Genomic DNA, 17,665 nt, shown 5'->3' with positions numbered 1-17,665 from the left:
TATGATCAACAGTAACGAAATAATTGATGATATAGCCAATAAGGAGTACGAGTTTGGCTTTAGCACCGATATTGAAATGGATATAGCTCCTCCGGGGCTGAATGAAGATATCATCCGTTTTATTTCGGCGAAGAAGAATGAGCCCGAATGGTTGCTGGAATGGCGCCTGAAGGGATTTGCCGCGTTTAAGAAAATGGAATTCCCGAAATGGCAGCACTTTGAAATGCCTAAGCTCGATCTGCAGGCACTTTCCTACTATGCCGCCCCCCGTAAGAAAAAACAGCTCAACAGCCTGGATGAAGTAGATCCGGAACTGCTGGCTACCTTCGCAAAACTGGGTATTCCCCTGAATGAACAGAAAGCCCTTACCGGTGTAGCCGTAGATGCCGTTTTCGACAGCGTTTCCGTAGCCACCACTTTCAAAGGAAAACTGAAAGAAATGGGCGTGATCTTCTGCTCTTTCGGTGAAGCAGTACAGGAACACCCCGACCTGGTAAAGAAATACCTGGGCAGCGTGGTTCCACATACTGACAACATCTTCGCAGCACTCAACGCCGCTGTATTTTCCGACGGCTCCTTCGTATACATTCCCAAAGGCGTACGCTGCCCGATGGAACTGAGCACTTACTTCCGTATCAATGCACAGAACACCGGACAATTTGAACGTACCCTGATCATTGCAGACGATAACAGCTACGTAAGCTACCTCGAAGGCTGTACCGCTCCTATGCGTGATGAAAATCAACTGCACGCAGCAGTAGTGGAACTGATAGCGCTCGAACAGGCGGAAATAAAATACTCTACCGTACAAAACTGGTATCCCGGCGATAAAGACGGTAAAGGCGGTATCTATAACTTCGTTACCAAAAGAGGTATCTGCAAAGGCGCTGCCAGCAAGATCTCCTGGACACAGGTAGAAACCGGCTCCGCTATTACCTGGAAATATCCCAGCGTAATCCTGCAGGGCGACCACTCCGAAGGTGAATTTTACTCCGTAGCAGTAGTCCGTAACAAACAGATCGCTGATACCGGTACCAAAATCCACCACATCGGTAAAGGCACCAAAAGCCGTATCATCTCCAAAGGTATTTCTGCCGGCAGAGGTGACAACAGCTACCGCGGCCTGGTATCCGTTGGGCCACGTGCCGACAATGCACGTAATTTCACCCAGTGCGATTCCCTGCTCATCGGTAACCAATGCGGCTCACACACGTTCCCGTATATCGAATCAAGAAACAAAACTGCCATGATCGAACACGAAGCCACCACTTCGAAAATCGGTGAAGACCAGATCTTCTACCTGAACCAGCGTGGCATCGACAGCGAAAAAGCAGTAGCCCTGATCGTAAACGGTTATGTGAAGGAAGTACTGAACCAGCTCCCAATGGAGTTTGCAGTGGAAGCACAAAAATTATTATCTATTACACTTGAAGGAAGCGTTGGATAACTCATTATCCAATTAATACATACAGAACGAAATAAAACAATCATGCTGACGATTAAAAATCTGCACGCAGAAGTAGAAGGGAAAAAAATTCTGAAAGGCATTAATCTCGAAATAAACAAAGGAGAAATGCACGCCATCATGGGACCTAACGGTTCCGGCAAAAGCTCATTGGCTTCTGTTCTGGCGGGACGGGATAACTACACTGTCACCGAAGGTGAAGTTTGGTTCAACGGCAAAAATCTGCTGGATATGGCTCCGGAAGAACGCGCCCGCGAAGGTGTTTTCCTCGCTTTTCAATACCCCGTAGAAATTCCAGGTGTTTCTAACCTCAACTTCCTCAAAACCGCACTGAACGAAATCAGGGCGTATAAAGGTCTCCCGGCCCTCGAAGCCAGGGAATTCCTGAAGCTGACCAAAGAAAAACAACAACTGGTTGACTTCCACTCCAACCTGATGAACCGTTCCCTCAACGAAGGATTCAGCGGTGGCGAAAAGAAACGTAACGAAATTTTCCAACTCGCTATGCTGGATCCACAGCTGGCCATACTGGATGAAACAGATTCCGGACTGGATATCGATGCACTGCGTATTGTTTCAAATGGTGTAAACAAATTACGCGATGCAGAAAAATCTTTCGTAGTGATTACTCACTATCAACGCCTGCTGGAGTATATCATACCTGACTTTGTGCATGTATTATACAACGGCCGTATCATTAAAACCGGTACCAAAGAACTGGCACTGGAACTCGAAGAAAGAGGATACGACTGGCTGAAAGAGGAATTACATTTGAAAGAATCTGTATAAAAAGAACTATGACAAGCGATATGATATTGCCATTTTACCAGGCGTTAACAGAAGATGTAAATGCACTATCGGCACAGGTTCCGGCCCTCGCTACGGATACGCTGCAGGACATCCGCCGCAAGGCGCTGGAGCGTTTCTCTGCAATAGGCTTGCCTACGCTGAAAACGGAAGCATGGCGCTACACGAATATTCAGCGCTACCTGAAAGAGTTTCCTTATGAACTGCTCACCACCGCTTCCCCTGTTTCAGAAGCAGTAGTAAACAGCACCGCTATTCCTGAACTGGACTGCTACCGCATTGTGCTGGTAAATGGCCACCTGCAGGCGGATCAGTCTACCCTGCCGCAAGGTAAAGGTATTACCGTTGGCGCCATGAGCACCCATACTACCGCACCAGGCTTTGTTACTTATTTCAACGAACAGCACCACCTGGCCGCAGAATCATTGGCACAGCTGAATACAGCCCTCTTCGCAGATGGCCTGTATCTTGAACTGGCTGCCAATACCGTGCTCGATAAACCAATACATGTAGTAAACGTTTACTCCTGTACAGCGCACGCCTTCATTCAGCCACGCCACCTGTGGATCCTGAACAGAAACGCGGCCGCTACTATCATCGAAACTTCCGTACACCCGGAAACCGCCACCATCGCTTTTGCGAACAGTGTACTGGAAACCGTGGTACTGGAAAATGCAGAACTGTGGCACTATAATGTACAACAGGGCGCCGAAAGCTTCCGCGAAGTACATACCACCGCTGCACAGCAACACAAAGACAGCCGTTATCACCATTTTAATTTCACCCTGCCAAACACCCCGTTCACCCGTAACAACCTGAGCGTGGCCCTGAATGGCAGTCATACCGAAACTAATCTGAACGGTTTATATATTGCCAGCAAACACCAGCATGTAGATAACCATACCTTTATGGATCACATCATGCCCGATTGCAACAGCAACGAACTGTACAAAGGCGTACTGCTCGATAACGCCAACGGCGTATTTACCGGCAAGATCCTTGTACACCAGGAAGCACAGAAAACAAATGCTTTCCAGCAGAACAATAACCTCCTGCTCGGTACCAAAGCGGACATCAACTCCCAGCCTCAGCTGGAAATTTATGCCGACGACGTAAAGTGCAGCCACGGTTTTACTGCCGGTCAGTTCAGTGAAGAGTCCATGTTCTACCTCCGCTCACGCGGTATAGGCGAAGATGCGGCAAAAGCACTGATGGTAAACGCCTTCTCCCACGACATCACAGATGCAGTGAAGGTGCCTGCCCTGCAACATTTCCTGCAGACGCAGATTGCGGAGATCATGAATAACTAATTTTACAATGGAACATATTGCTAACATAGTAACCGACGGCCTGGACGTAAAGCAGATCAGAAAGGATTTTCCTATCCTGCAGCAACAGGTACATGGTAAACCGCTGGTATACTTCGACAACGGAGCTACCACGCAGAAACCACAGGTTGTAATAGACACGGAAGCCCGCTATTACGAAGAATATAACAGCAATGTGCACCGGGGTGTACATCACCTGAGCCAGGTAGCTACCAACGCATACGAAAAAGCCCGCATCACCATTGCAGGTTATATCAATGCCGCCGACCCGCATGAAGTGATCTTCACCGCAGGTACCACCGCCGGCATCAACCTGGTAGCCAATACCATGAGCCGCCGCTTCCTCAAACCAGGCGACAGCGTTATCATTTCCGCCATGGAACACCATAGTAATATAGTGCCCTGGCAGATAGCCTGCGAAGAAACCGGCGCCATACTCAAGGTAATTCCTATCAACGACCGCGGCGAACTCCGGATGGATGCATACGAAGCCATGCTGGATGACTCCGTGAAAATAGTAGCCGTTACCTACGTTTCCAATACAATGGGCACCATCAACCCGGTGCAGGATATTATAACGCTGGCGCATGCACGCAATATACCGGTACTGCTCGATGCCGCTCAGGCGATCCAGCATATCAGTATTGATGTACAGGCCCTCGACGTTGATTTCCTCGCTTTCTCCGGTCATAAAATTTATGGTCCCACCGGAACCGGTGTACTCTATGGCAAAAAGGAATGGCTCAATAAACTGCCTCCCTACCAGGGTGGCGGCGATATGATCAAAACCGTCACTTTCGAAAAAACAACATACAACGAACTGCCGTATAAATTTGAAGCCGGTACCCCTAACATTGCCGGTGGCATCGCACTGGGCGCGGCTATCCAATACCTGCAGCAAACCGGGATCTCCAAAATCCAGCAATGGGAAGAAGAGCTGATGGAATATGCCATGCAGGAACTACGACAGATCGATGGTATCCGTTTTATCGGAGACGCAGCAGAAAGAAGCGGCGCTATCTCCTTCCTGGTACACAACATCCACCCGTTTGATATGGGTGAACTGCTGGATCAGCAAGGCATCGCCGTAAGAACAGGACACCATTGCACCGAACCACTGATGGATATCTTTAAAATCCCCGGTACCGTGCGTGCATCCCTTTCTTTCTATAATACCAAAGAAGAAATAGACAAACTGGTAGCCGGCATAAAAAGAGCCAGCGCCATGCTTTTGTAAACAGGCGAATATGACGATTCAGGAAATACAGGAAGAAATAATATCCGATTTTTCGGTGATGGGCAGCTGGGAAGATAAATACGAATATATCATCCAGCTGGGTAAGGAATTACCACTCATCTCAGAAGAATTTAAAACGCCGGACAATCTCATCAAAGGCTGCCAGTCGCGCGTGTGGCTGCATACAGAGCTGAAAGACGGCAAATTGTTCTTTACCGGCGACAGCGATGCCGTAATCACCAAAGGGCTTGTTAGCCTGATGATTTATGTACTTTCCGGTCATACACCACAGGAAATTGCCGCAGCAGAAATTTATTTTATCGATGCCATCGGCCTGAGCAGCCACCTCTCACCTACCCGCTCCAACGGGTTACTGAGTATGCTCAAACAAATGAAGCTGTACGCCATCGCCTACCAGGCTAAAATTAACCAGCAATGAGTGAAGCAACATTAAGAGAACAGATAGAAGCACAGCTCAAAACCGTATTCGACCCGGAAATCCCGGTGAACATATGGGAACTTGGACTGGTATACGAAGTAAAGATCAAGGAGAATAACAGGATCGGTATCGATATGACCCTTACCGCCCCCGGCTGCCCCGTAGCCGGCGATATTATCCGGGAAGTAGATGAAAAAATAAGAAATATAGAAGGCGTTTCTGATGTAGATGTTCACCTTACTTTTGATCCACCCTGGACAAAAGACATGATGAGCGAAGAAGCAAAGCTGGAACTCGGCTTTCTGTAAAAAATCACAATACTTACATACTAAAACCAAATATCAAATACACTGCGTAGTGTTATCTGATATTTGGTTTTTTATTTTATGGAATTATTTACTTTGCGGTTTAAATCGTTAATCCATTGAACCTATCCGACGAACAAGTGCTTGCTATGGCGCCTGATGAATCTTCCCGTAAAGCCGGGAAGGACCTGGCCAATCCGGCTAAATGGGTGAGTAAAGGCGTCAGCGAAATAGCGTTATGGGGCGAATGCCAGGGCAGCGGCAGTAAACCATACCAAACACAGATAGACACCGGCAACATGGCATTCAAATGCAGTTGCCCCAGCCGTAAGTTTCCCTGCAAACACGGACTGGGACTGCTGTTGCTCTACTCCAGGCAGCGGGCTTCCTTCCCCGAAGAAACACCACCCTCCTGGGTAAGCGAATGGCTCGCCAAACGTGCAGAAAAAGAAGAGAAGAAAAATACAACGCCCACTGCTACAGAGAAGCAGGCAGATACCACCGCCCAGGCCAAAAGGCAACAGGCACGCATGCAGAAAGTAAGCGACGGCGCCGCAGAACTCCTCCGCTGGATGAAAGATCTCATACGCAATGGTATCATGGACATGCCCGAAAAAGATCCTTCCTTCTTTGAAAATATGATCCGCCGCATGGTAGATGCACAGGCCCCCGGCCTCGCCGCCATGATGCGCGAACTGGCAGACATCAGCTACTTCCACGACGGATGGCAATCCGTTTTCATCACCCAGCTCACCCGCATTTACCTCGTTATACAAGGCTATCAGCATATCAGCGACCTCCCGCCCGCACTGCAGCAGGATATCCGTACCCTCGCCGGATTTTCTACCTCGCAGGAAGAACTGAAGGAACAAACCGGGATCACCGACACCTGGCAGGTACTGGGAAAACAAACTACAGAGGAAGACCGCCTCGTGGTGGAACGCTATTGGCTATACGGCGTAAATACCAAACGCCCCGCGCTGATCCTGCAGTTTTATGTACGCGGGCAAAGCACCATCACCAACGCCCTCACACCCGGCAGCGCCATCAATGCAGAACTGGTATTTTACCCTTCGGCAGCACCGCTGCGCGCACTCATCAAACAACAGGTAACAATACCGGCCAATCATACTTTCAACGGCTACGCCGGATGGCAGGAAGTAGTAACCGCGCAAACCGCCATCAGTGAAGTACTGCCCGTGTATAACGACCAGGTATACACGATCGCAGACCTCACCCCCGTTTGGCACGCGGAACAATGGTGGCTGCAGGATAGCCGCCAGCAACTGATGCCCGTGAAAAAAACATTCCAGCACATCTGGAAACTGCTGGCGCTGAGCGGAGGAATCCCCCTGCACATGGCAGTTACAGGTAAAGAAACCCAATACGAACCCATTGGCGTTTGGCACGAACAGGAATACAAAATATTATAATGGAGCACTGGAATCAACTCATCAATACCGCCCTTCTCGGCACGGCCAAAAAGCCGGCCGGCAGCACCGGTATGAACGGCCCGCTGCAACAGGCGGCCAATACCATACTGACCGGCGATAACACAGATAAAGAAGATAAGTTCCTGCAACTGGCTGCAGTACTCTACAACTACCGGCTAAGCGGTACCCAACCCGTAACCGCCAGCGTAGCACCCACGAAAGTGTGCCCGCCGGAAACCAAACCTTACTGCAAACCCGCCGCCGTTAGGGTATTGCAACAGGTACAGGAAACAGACAGCATCCAGCTCCTCCAGCTTTGGCTGGAATACTGCGCCAAAGCCAACGTACTCCTGCCACCGGCGCAACTGCCCGTGATGCTCGATAAAGGCTGGCGGAATAAATCGCTGCGGGCATTGATCGCTGCCACAGGCGGGCAACGCGCGGAATGGCTCGGGCACTTTAACCCCGACTGGAACTTTTCACGCGTGGCAGACACCATCGAAGACAGGTGGCAGAACGGCGCCACGGCACAACGTGTGGAAGCGCTGAAAGAACTGCGTGCAGCCGATCCCGTAATGGCCCGCACCTGGCTGGAGCAATCCTGGCCCAAAGAAAGCGCCACGGTGAAAACCGAACTGCTCTCTGTACTGGAACAACCCGCAAACCCTGCAGACATTCCCTGGCTGGAATCCCTGCTTACTGAAAAAAGTAAACAGGTAAAAGAAACCGCCACCCGCATCCTGAAAAAACTACCCGGCTCCTCCCTGCATGAAAAATACTGGCAGATCATAGCCGGCGCCATACAACTCGATGAATACGGACAGGTAACCGTAGCCCTCCCGGAAATAACAGACGACAGCATCTTCCAGAGCGGCATCGAAAAACTCAGCAACGATAAAACCATCACGGATGAAACACACATCCTCTACCAGCTGATCAGCCTCGTACATCCCGCCCGCTGGGAAGAGCATTTCAAGCGGAATACGGAAAGGGTGATCGCCCTTTTTCAGTTGCAGGATTCGCTGAAACCCTTTATTCCGGCACTGGTGCTGGCCATCGCCTGGTTTGAAGACAAGGAGCGCGCCCTTTCGTTTATGCATCACAGTGAAACATTTTATATAGATATCATTCCCATGCTGCCGCCGGAACAGCAGCAGCAGTTCAGTGAAAAGTTTTTTGATGAACACCCGGATTCCATCATCCAGTACGCCTGTAACAACCAGGAAGAATGGAACCTCCCGCTGTGTACCCGGATATTTAAATATGCGGCCACACAGCCTTACACTTACAACCAGCAGTTCATGAGCAATCATATCCGGCAAATACCCGTGGCCATTGCCGCTACCCTGGACGATATCACGCCCGTGGAAGCCTATCACACCGGGTACTGGAATAATATAAAGGTTCACCTGGGCCGGCTGCTCCAGGCAAAAAGCCAGATACAATCACTTTAATCCAAACACATTAATTAACATACCATGTCAGACATTTTACGTTACCACGCCGAACAATTGTATGCACAGGAGCTGGAAGAACTGAAAAAAGACGACCCGGGGAAGCGTCCGCAAAACTGGTTACTGACACCCCAATCGGTAGTCACCTACCTGATCGGCGGAAAACTGAAGAACGGTTTTGAGGTCACCCCTAAATATATTGGCAGCAAACGCCTCATGGAAATCGCGGTTGCTACTCTCGCTACCGACAGGGCCCTGTTGCTGTATGGCTTACCCGGTACTGCCAAAAGTTGGGTGAGCGAACACCTGGCGGCTGCCATCAGCGGCGATTCCACGCTCATTATACAGGGCACCGCCGGCACCAGCGAAGAAAGCGTGCGGTATGGCTGGAACTATGCCCGTCTGCTGGCAGAAGGCCCTACCCGGAATGCCCTGGTGGAAACGCCGGTGATGCGCGCCATGCAGGAAGGTAAAATTGCCCGTATTGAAGAACTCACCCGCATCGGCGCCGATGTGCAGGATACCCTCATCACCATCCTGTCGGAAAAAACGCTCCCCATTCCGGAACTGAATACAGAAGTGCAGGCCACCAAAGGATTCAACATCATTGCCACCGCCAACAACCGCGATAAAGGCGTAAATGAACTATCCAGTGCGCTGAAACGCCGCTTCAATACCGTTATCCTGCCTGTTCCGGATTCTATGGAAGAAGAAATTGATATCGTAAGAAGAAGAGTGGAAAGCTTCGAAAAAACGATGGAGCTGCCGGCAGAAAAACCGGCGATTGAAGAAATCCGCCGCATCGTTACCATCTTCCGCGAACTCCGCAACGGCGTTACCCTCGATGGTAAAACCAAGCTGAAGTCGCCCGGTGGCACCCTCAGCACTGCTGAAGCCATTTCTGTAGTTAATAATGGTCTCACCCTCGCCGCCTGGTTTGGCGATGGCACCCTCAATGCTGCCGATCTCGCAGCCGGTATCATCGGCGCCGTGGTGAAAGACCCCGTTCAGGATAAACTGGTTTGGCAGGAATACCTGGAAACGGTAGTGAAAACACGCGAGGAATGGAAAGATGTGTACCGTGCCTGCCGCGACCTGGCGTAACGGAATATTAAGGATCAAGTCCACCTTTGAAGCGTGGTTGAAGCGTGGATGAAGCGTATCAGGTCCACCTTTGAAGCATGGTGGAAGCGCCTTTAAAAGGAAGGAAAGCCTTCTTCAGAACTTCATGTTTTACTTTAAGGTGAATTTTACAACTTAATCATAATGTGTTCATTGCATAACGATTGTTTAGAAATTACTTTCAGTATATTTTCCGGGAGATGTCAAACCGCAGGCATCCCACTCATTTATTAATAATGATCGACGTATGTCTGTACATATATTAGGTATCCGGCACCACGGCCCTGGCTCTGCCAGGAATGTAAAGGCTTTTCTGGAAGAGCTGCAACCGGATATTGTGCTGATCGAAGGGCCGCCGGAAGCAGATAGCCTGTTGCAATGGGCCGGTCATGACGACCTCCAGCCACCAGTAGCGATCCTGGCGTACCAGCCGGATAGTCCGCAGAAAGCCTGCTTCTATCCCTTTGCTGCATTCTCACCGGAATGGCAGGCAATGCTGTATGCCAAAACCCATCGCATCCATGCCCGCTTTATGGACCTCCCGCTGGCCCATGTATTCGGAATGGAAAATGAAGCCGCCGCCAAAAGAGCAGCCGGAGCGCAAAAGGACGAAACCCAAAAAGAAGATGAAACCCAAAGCACCACTCCGGACGAAGAAACTCCCCCTCCGGAATTAAACAACTCCACAGAAGAATTCACAGCTGCAGAACTGGACATGGAATTTCTGCCGCCATCACCGCAGGACCCGGTCGCCCACCTGGCCCATGCCGCCGGCTACGACGACGGTGAGCGGTGGTGGGAACATATGTTTGAATACCGCCTCGGGCAGGAACAGGTATTTGAAGCCGTGCATGACGCCATGCACGCGCTCCGGGAAGAACTCCCCCGGCGGTACGACCGGAAAGAAGCACTCCGCGAAGCCTGGATGCGGAAATGCATCCGCCAGGCGGAAAAGGAAATGTTCCAGCGCATAGCGGTAATATGCGGCGCCTGGCACGCACCGGCGCTGCAAACCATGCCCAAGCAAAAAGACGATAACGACCTGCTGAAAGGACTCCCCAAAACAAAAGTGGAATGCACCTGGATTCCGTGGACGTATAGCCGCCTCAGCTATGAAAGCGGCTACGGCGCAGGCATCCCCTCACCGGGATGGTACGAACATATCTGGGAACATCCCGCCGATGATGGCACCCGCTGGATGGCCCTCGTGGCAAAGCTCTTCAGGGAGCAGCAACAGGATACCTCCGTGGCGCACGTAATGGAAGCTGTACGCCTGGCCAATGCGCTGGCGGCCCTCCGCCATTATCCGCGGCCCGGACTGGAAGAACTCAACGAGGCCACCCTCAGTGTGCTCTGCAACGGGGAAAGTATCCTTATGCAGCTGATCCGCGATGAACTGATTGTGCGCAACAGGATCGGGAAGGTGCCCACGGAAGTGCCTACGCCCCCGCTGCAAACCGATATCACCCGGTGGCAGAAAAAACTGAGACTGCCCCAAACGGCCGACTTTAAAGACTATACCCTCGACCTCCGGAAAGACACGGACCTGGAAAGAAGTATCTTCCTCCACCGCCTGCAACTGCTGGAAATACACTGGGGAAAACGGTTTGAAGTATCCGGCAAGGGCACTTTTAAAGAACAATGGCGCCTGCAATGGGACCCCGCCTTTTCTATTGACATCATTGAAAAAGGCAGCTGGGGAAATACGGTAGCAGAAGCCGCCACCAGCTTTGTAATCAACACCGCCAATAATACCGGCACCCTGCAACAGGTGTGTAAAATGCTGGAATCAGCCATCCCCGCGGAACTCCCCGCGATAGTGGAAGTGCTGATCCACCGGATCAACAACCTCGCCGCAGCTTCCGGCGATGTACTCCAGCTGATGGAAGTAATTCCCTCCCTGGTAAATATCAGCCGGTATGGCAACGTGCGCAAAACAGATGCAGCGCTGGTTAACAACATCACCGAAAGCATGATTGGCCGCATCTGCATCAGCTTACCCGCTGCCTGCACGGCGGTAGCCGATGATGCCGCACTCCCGTTGCTGGACCTTTTCTTTGCCATGAACGACGCCATTAACCTTATACAGGATAATGACCTCACCGTCTCCTGGCAGGAAACACTGCTGGTCATTTCCGGCAACCCGCAGTCGGCCCCCATGATAGCCGGCTACGCCTCCCGCCTCCTTTTCGATGCCAAAATAATGACGGGGGAAACACTGGTAAAAGCTTTCAGTGTATCCATGTCCGTTGCCAATCCGCCTGCACTGGCAGCTGCCTGGCTGGAAGGCTTTCTCAGGGGCAGCGGCACTCTCCTGTTACTGGATGAAGAGCTGTGGAGCATGGTGCATAATTGGGTTTCCCAACTGGAAAATGATATTTTCATACAGGTATTGCCGTTATTACGCCGCACCTTTTCTAACTTTACTGCCCCGGAAAGAAAAAAACTGGGCGACAAAGTGAAACACGGCGGAAATGGAACCAGCATAAAAGCAGCTACCACAGGGGATATGGACCATGAGCGGGGCGCCCGTGGCATCCCGGTAGTGATGCAATTGCTGGGATTTAAAGACGCTAAACTATTACCGGATGGAGCATGAAGAACAGGTTCGCAGGTGGCGGCTCATGCTGGGAGGATCCCAGAATGATGGTACTTCCTTCCCGTTAAATAAAACGGACCTGCAGTTGGACAAAACGCTGGAAGCCCTGTACGACAGCACCAGGCAGGGAGGATTAGGACCATCCTCCCCAAATGTAAGCCGCTGGCTGGGCGACATCAGGAGCTACTTTCCCGCCTCTGTGGTGCAGGTAATGCAACAGGACGCCCTCAAACGCCTGAACCTCACCCAGATGCTCTTTGAAAAAGAGATGCTGGAAAACATAGAACCCGATGTACACATGGTGGCCACCCTGATGACATTGAGCAAGGTAATCCCGGAAAAAACCAAAGACACCGCCCGGCAGGTAGTAAGAAAAGTAGTGGATGAACTGATGCGGAAACTGGCACAACCAACCCAACAGGCCATCACCGGCAGCTTAAACCGCAGCGCCCGCAACCGGCGCCCACGGCATAATGAAGTGAACTGGCCACTCACCATCCAGAAAAATCTGCAACACTATCAACCGGACTATAAAACCATCATCCCGGAAACACTGATCGGATACGGCCGTAAACGGTCGGCGCTGAAAGAAGTGGTATTATGCCTCGATCAAAGTGGTTCAATGGGTACGTCTGTCGTTTATTCTGGTATATTTGGGGCCGTAATGGCTTCTATCCCGGCACTAAAAACACAAATGGTGGTGTTTGATACCGCCGTGGCAGACCTTACAGAAGAATTGCAGGACCCGGTAGAACTGCTGTTTGGCGTACAACTGGGCGGTGGTACAGATATCCATGCCGCATTGAAATACTGCGCGCAGATCATCACCAAACCGGCAGACACCGTGCTTGTATTGATCACCGATCTCTTTGAAGGAGGAGATGAAAAAAATATGCGGAAACGCTTTACCGAACTTGCAGCAGCAGGTGTACAGGTAATCGTACTGCTGGCGCTGAATGATGAAGGCGCCCCCAGCTACGACCACGAGAATGCCCAATTCCTGGCTAATCTCGGGATACCCGTATTTGCATGCTCCCCGGATAAATTTCCGGAGATGATGGCCTGTGCATTGAGCAAACAGGATGTTGCACAATGGGCCGCAAAAGAAGATATTGTGCTGAAAAAATAAACTGAATCTATCTATACCCTTATGCCATACAAAAAGGAAACTATACTACCTCTTGTTGAAAAACTGAAACAACTGAATGACTATGAAAACATCGCAGGCACTATACAGTCCGGGGTAGATTTCCTTACAGGGCATACCTATGAAACACCACCGGTATTTCCCACCGCTGAAGCCGCCCGGCAAATGGGACATTTTATTTCCCTGCTGCAGATTCCCGATCACTGGGACGACAACGACCGGCTCATCCTGAAGCTGATTTCACCTCCGCTTACCTGGAACGAATGCAAAGAAACTTTCCTGACTACCATCATTCCCATGTTGGATATGCCCGGAACTTCCTCCTCCATCGTATTGCGGTTCAGCTACTTTACCAGCTACCTCCAGCAACGGGGTTGCACACCGGAAGAAATCGGCTCCCTCATGATCAGCTATTCCAGGGACGGCAACAACTTCGACCTGGCGCCGCTGAAATTCACACCCCTGCGCAAATTCCTGCAGGACCTGATCAAAAGTGCGGAACCACACGTGATCAACGCCTACGTAAACACCTGGCGTAAGAAAGGATGGAACTCCCTCTTCTTCCGGCTTCTCACCAAAGGGCACCCGGACCGGGAAATGGAATACCTGGAAAGCATCCTCCTGCTGCCGGAATACCTCCCGGATCAACAGGCCGTGTCACGCGTATTATTGCAAAACAACCCGGGCAAGTATGAACCGCTGATCGAAAAAACAACCACGCAGCTGGCCGCAGTACCCGACTATGCAGCCGCACTCAGTGGTTATTATTTACTCGCCGGTCATCTCCCGGAAAAATATAACCAACGGCTGCTGAAAGCAGCCTACGATTTCCTCGACATGCCGGTGGCAGGCCCGTACACACCGGAATCGGGATATTCAAAAGTAACAGGGAATGTACCGCCCAACAACATGCCACCCGGCGTGCTGGCTGTGCGCGGCCTACTGCACCTCGACCGCCCCGCGGCCGTTCCCTATCTCGGTAACCTGCTTTCCCAAAAACGTTCCCTCCACCCGGAAGCCTTCCAGGTGCTGGCAGACGAACTACAGGAACAGGCTGCCCCCATGTTGTTACACGCACTGGAAAATGATTACGACGCCAGAACTGTACTGCCGGTACTCTCCCAACTGAACAAAGCGCTGTATATTGATCAGCTCTGGCCATACACACTGCATAAACTGAAGTCTGTTCGTACACTCGTGGCCGTTATACTGGCGGAACACCCGCAGGCGCTGGAAAGAGCAGCGGAATTACTGGGGCATAAGAAAGCGGATCAACGCTTAACTGCCGTACAGATCCTCTCTAAACTCGACAACCCGCATGCACGCGAACTGCTGCAACTGGCGCTTCACAAAGAAGTAAATGACGATGCCCGCGACCTGATGCTGGAAACACTGGGAGGTCATACCCTCACGGATACCGACGACCTGGTGCTCGTTACCAAACTGGTGATGTTTGCAAAGAAAAGACACAAGCTCTCCAAACCGGCGGAGAAATGGCTGGACGACAAAGCCCTGCCACCACTCTATTTGCTGGATGGCACCGTAATGACCACCGACATGATGCGCTTCCTTATTTACCGCATGTCGAGGGTAACGGAAGTACACGCCGACGTGGAAGCCAAGCCCCTGCTGCGTTTGATCGACAGGTCCCGCAGCGGCGATTTTGCCCGCGCACTCTATAAAGCCTATGCCGACCAGGGCGGCGATCTGAAGCTGAAGTATCTCATGACCCTCACGGCCCTGCTGGGAGATGACCTGCTGGCAGATACGCTCCGGGAAGACATACAGCTCTGGATCACCACCAAACGTCTCAAAATGGCGGAACACGGCGTGGGCGCACTGGCCCTGCATGGCAGCAATAAAGCCCTCCGTGAAGTGGAATTCTTCTCACGCAGGTACCGCTTCCGCAAAGCAGTAGTAGGCGCCGCAGCCCTCAGGGCGCTGGAGCTTACCGCCACGGAAAGAGGCATGACGCTGCATGAACTGATCGATTCATTGGTGCCGGATTTTGGCTTCGACGGATTGTACAGGTCCTTTGAAGTAAAGAACGAAACATACCGCGCCTTCCTCGACAGCAACTTTAAACCGGCTTATCTCAACGATAAAGGCCGTCGCTTAAAAGCGATCCCGGTAGCCACTCCCAGGGACATCAGGAACGCATTCAAAGCGCTGCCAAAAGAAATGGCCGACACCATCAGGGTACAAACACAGCGACTGGAACTGTTCCTGGAAGAACAAAGAAAATGGAGCGCTGCAAAATGGCAGGCGGTATTTCAGCAAAACCCCGTGATGTCTGCTTTTGCAACACGACTGGTATGGGCATTATTTGATGAAGCCGATCAACTGATCACCGCCTTTTACTGTGATGAAAACATAACGCCGAAAACACTTACAGGCGCCGTTCTTACCATTCCTGGAAATGCACACATAAGGATATTGCATCCCGTTCACCTGGATGCAGCTACCCTGCAGCAATGGAAAAATAAATTCAATGAACTGCCTGTTGAACCGGTGTTTCCTCAATTGGAAAGACCGGTAACCTTATCGCAGGGTTATGCAGCCGTGGAATACGATTACGGCGACGCTTCTATGGAAAACGGTTTGCCAAGTGGTTATATGGAACAGGAAGGTTAATAGGAGGTTCTTTTAAATCACGGGATTTTATTGTATTTTTTCACCTTAACCAAGTGAACAATAAAAATCTACGCATGTTAAAACTACGCTCCACACTGGCATTTGCCTGCCTGCTACTGCTGTCGGTAAGGCCCCTGCAGGCGATCAACATTATTCCGCAGCCGTCGGAAGTAAAAACATTATCCGGCACATTCTCTTTATCCGGCGCCACTGCCATCATTCCAGGCAAGTGCGCCGGCGAGGCCAACCAGCTGCAACAGGCATTACAGGAAACATATGGTCTTTCTCTCGCCCTGAAACCCACCGCTAAAAACAATTACATCCGCTTCTCCCTGAATGAAAAACTGGAAAAGGAATTAGGGAAAGAAGGTTATCAACTGCAGGTAACGCCGGATAACATTACCATCACGGCAGCCACTGCCACCGGTGTGTTTTATGGTATCCAATCTTTACGCCAGCTCATTACAGCCAACGGCAACACCTACACGATCAATGCCGTATCCATCAAAGATAAGCCCCGCTTCGGCTGGAGGGCATTCATGCTGGATGAAGGCCGCTACTTCAAAGGCGGCGAAACCGTAAAGCGCCTGCTCGATGAAATGGCGCTGCTGAAAATGAACGTATTCCACTGGCACCTGACCGACGACCAGGGCTGGCGCATCGAAATAAAAAAGTATCCCTTGCTCACCAGCGTGGGCAGCAAACGCGATTCCACCCAAATAGGTACCTGGAACAGCAAAGTATATGATGGCAAAGCTCATGAAGGATTTTATACACAGGAACAGATTAAAGACATTATTAAATACGCGGCGGACAGGCACATTACTATCATACCTGAAATAGAAATGCCGGGTCACTCCAGCGCCGCTATTGCCGCGTATCCCTGGCTGGGCACCACGCACACGCCTATCAAAGTACCGGGCAAATTCGGCGTGCATTACGATGTTTTCAATGTATCCGATCCTAAAGTGATCGCTTTCCTGGAAGATGTGTTGCAGGAAGTGATTGCGCTGTTCCCGTCCAAAGTAATCCATATTGGCGGCGACGAAGTAAAATACGACCAGTGGAAAGCAGACGCCGGGGTAAACGCCTACATGAAAGCGCATAAACTGGGCTCACCCGCCGACCTCCAGATTGCTTTCACCAACAACATCTCCAACTACCTCGCCCGCAAAAACCGCCGCATGGCCGGCTGGAACGAGATCATGGGCAGCAAACTGCATGAGTTCACCGATAGCAAAGATGTTTCCGCTACTGAGAAACTCGCGGCCGGTACCATCGTACAGTTCTGGAAAGGAGAGCTGAAACTCATCACCGATGCGGTGTCCAAAGGATATGACGTGATCAATTCCTATCACGCCATGACCTACCTGGATTACGACTACAAGGAAATACCGCTGGAAAAAGCTTACAGCTTTGATCCCATCCCTGAAGGGCTGGATCCAAAGTATCACACCAAAATACTGGGCAGTGGCTGCCAGATGTGGGGCGAATGGATTCCGGATGTAAAAACGATGAACCACCAGGTGTTTCCGCGCCTGGCGGCCTATGCGGAAGATGGCTGGACCGTTCCTGCCAACAAAAACTTCACACAGTTTTCCAATGCACTGCAATACTTCTATACCCGTTGGGATAAAGAAGGTATTCAGTACAACAAATAATTATAACAGCTATTGCAGCACCTGTTTGGCTGCA

General features: G+C 50.9%; 13 protein-coding genes. All 13 read left to right on the top strand.

Annotation, left to right across the window (positions count from 1 at the left end):
- Position 1 precedes the first annotated feature (1 nt).
- The 13 genes from sufB to PV783_RS17640 all read left to right on the top strand — a co-directional run bounded on the left by sufB (position 2) and on the right by PV783_RS17640 (position 17,631).
- Positions 2 to 1,447, top strand: a complete 1,446-nt coding sequence (gene sufB, locus PV783_RS17700) for a Fe-S cluster assembly protein SufB (RefSeq protein WP_079467722.1) — start codon at positions 2 to 4, stop codon at positions 1,445 to 1,447.
- Between the two features lie 42 nt (positions 1,448 to 1,489).
- A complete protein-coding gene (gene sufC / locus PV783_RS17695; protein ID WP_079467723.1) occupies positions 1,490 to 2,254 on the top strand; it encodes a Fe-S cluster assembly ATPase SufC in 765 nt (254 codons plus the stop codon).
- 8 nt (positions 2,255 to 2,262) lie between these two features.
- Positions 2,263 to 3,582: a Fe-S cluster assembly protein SufD gene (gene sufD / locus PV783_RS17690; RefSeq protein WP_420989000.1), complete on the top strand. Its 1,320-nt coding sequence runs from the start codon at positions 2,263 to 2,265 to the stop codon at positions 3,580 to 3,582.
- A gap of 7 nt (positions 3,583 to 3,589) precedes the next feature.
- Positions 3,590 to 4,837, top strand: a complete 1,248-nt coding sequence (locus tag PV783_RS17685; protein WP_420988999.1) for an aminotransferase class V-fold PLP-dependent enzyme — start codon at positions 3,590 to 3,592, stop codon at positions 4,835 to 4,837.
- Between the two features lie 10 nt (positions 4,838 to 4,847).
- On the top strand, positions 4,848 to 5,276 hold the full coding sequence (locus PV783_RS17680; RefSeq protein WP_079467726.1) for a SufE family protein: 429 nt from the start codon (positions 4,848 to 4,850) through the stop codon (positions 5,274 to 5,276).
- On the top strand, positions 5,273 to 5,584 hold the full coding sequence (locus PV783_RS17675; protein WP_079467727.1) for a DUF59 domain-containing protein: 312 nt from the start codon (positions 5,273 to 5,275) through the stop codon (positions 5,582 to 5,584). The genes PV783_RS17680 and PV783_RS17675 overlap by 4 nt, the downstream gene beginning before the upstream one ends.
- Positions 5,585 to 5,700: 116 nt before the next feature.
- The gene (locus PV783_RS17670) at positions 5,701 to 7,014 is read left to right on the top strand and encodes an SWIM zinc finger family protein (RefSeq protein ID WP_420988998.1); all 1,314 of its coding nucleotides are present in this window, start codon (positions 5,701 to 5,703) and stop codon (positions 7,012 to 7,014) included.
- Positions 7,014 to 8,468, top strand: a complete 1,455-nt coding sequence (locus tag PV783_RS17665) for a DUF5691 domain-containing protein (RefSeq protein ID WP_420988997.1) — start codon at positions 7,014 to 7,016, stop codon at positions 8,466 to 8,468. Before PV783_RS17670 ends, PV783_RS17665 begins: the two co-directional genes overlap by 1 nt.
- 24 nt (positions 8,469 to 8,492) lie before the next feature.
- A complete protein-coding gene (locus PV783_RS17660) occupies positions 8,493 to 9,572 on the top strand; it encodes an ATP-binding protein (RefSeq protein ID WP_079467730.1) in 1,080 nt (359 codons plus the stop codon).
- A 265-nt stretch (positions 9,573 to 9,837) separates the two neighbouring features.
- Complete coding sequence (locus PV783_RS17655; protein ID WP_420988996.1) at positions 9,838 to 12,189, top strand: DUF5682 family protein; 2,352 nt, start codon at positions 9,838 to 9,840, stop codon at positions 12,187 to 12,189.
- Positions 12,179 to 13,318 carry a VWA domain-containing protein gene (locus PV783_RS17650; protein ID WP_420988995.1) on the top strand — a complete coding sequence of 380 codons (1,140 nt, stop codon included), beginning with the start codon at positions 12,179 to 12,181 and terminating at the stop codon, positions 13,316 to 13,318. The genes PV783_RS17655 and PV783_RS17650 overlap by 11 nt, the downstream gene beginning before the upstream one ends.
- Positions 13,319 to 13,339: 21 nt before the next feature.
- A complete protein-coding gene (locus PV783_RS17645) occupies positions 13,340 to 15,970 on the top strand; it encodes a DUF4132 domain-containing protein (RefSeq protein ID WP_420988994.1) in 2,631 nt (876 codons plus the stop codon).
- A 74-nt stretch (positions 15,971 to 16,044) separates the two neighbouring features.
- A complete protein-coding gene (locus PV783_RS17640) occupies positions 16,045 to 17,631 on the top strand; it encodes a beta-N-acetylhexosaminidase (RefSeq protein WP_420988993.1) in 1,587 nt (528 codons plus the stop codon).
- Positions 17,632 to 17,665 lie beyond the last annotated feature (34 nt).

Source organism: Chitinophaga sp. CC14, assembly GCF_048957795.1.
Lineage (GTDB): Bacteria > Bacteroidota > Bacteroidia > Chitinophagales > Chitinophagaceae > Chitinophaga > Chitinophaga ginsengisegetis.
Note: the sequence above shows the minus strand (reverse complement) of the source record. Positions and strands in the feature narration are given on the sequence as shown.

What these genes read in the sequence shown, in the direction of transcription:
- sufB (WP_079467722.1), top strand. Translation starts at nt 2, where the DNA reads ATGATCAACAGTAACGAAATAATTGATGATATAGCCAATAAGGAGTAC.
- sufC (WP_079467723.1), top strand. Translation starts at nt 1,490, where the DNA reads ATGCTGACGATTAAAAATCTGCACGCAGAAGTAGAAGGGAAAAAAATT.
- sufD (WP_420989000.1), top strand. Translation starts at nt 2,263, where the DNA reads ATGACAAGCGATATGATATTGCCATTTTACCAGGCGTTAACAGAAGAT.
- PV783_RS17685 (WP_420988999.1), top strand. Translation starts at nt 3,590, where the DNA reads ATGGAACATATTGCTAACATAGTAACCGACGGCCTGGACGTAAAGCAG.
- PV783_RS17680 (WP_079467726.1), top strand. Translation starts at nt 4,848, where the DNA reads ATGACGATTCAGGAAATACAGGAAGAAATAATATCCGATTTTTCGGTG.
- PV783_RS17675 (WP_079467727.1), top strand. Translation starts at nt 5,273, where the DNA reads ATGAGTGAAGCAACATTAAGAGAACAGATAGAAGCACAGCTCAAAACC.
- PV783_RS17665 (WP_420988997.1), top strand. Translation starts at nt 7,014, where the DNA reads ATGGAGCACTGGAATCAACTCATCAATACCGCCCTTCTCGGCACGGCC.
- PV783_RS17660 (WP_079467730.1), top strand. Translation starts at nt 8,493, where the DNA reads ATGTCAGACATTTTACGTTACCACGCCGAACAATTGTATGCACAGGAG.
- PV783_RS17655 (WP_420988996.1), top strand. Translation starts at nt 9,838, where the DNA reads ATGTCTGTACATATATTAGGTATCCGGCACCACGGCCCTGGCTCTGCC.
- PV783_RS17650 (WP_420988995.1), top strand. Translation starts at nt 12,179, where the DNA reads ATGGAGCATGAAGAACAGGTTCGCAGGTGGCGGCTCATGCTGGGAGGA.
- PV783_RS17645 (WP_420988994.1), top strand. Translation starts at nt 13,340, where the DNA reads ATGCCATACAAAAAGGAAACTATACTACCTCTTGTTGAAAAACTGAAA.
- PV783_RS17640 (WP_420988993.1), top strand. Translation starts at nt 16,045, where the DNA reads ATGTTAAAACTACGCTCCACACTGGCATTTGCCTGCCTGCTACTGCTG.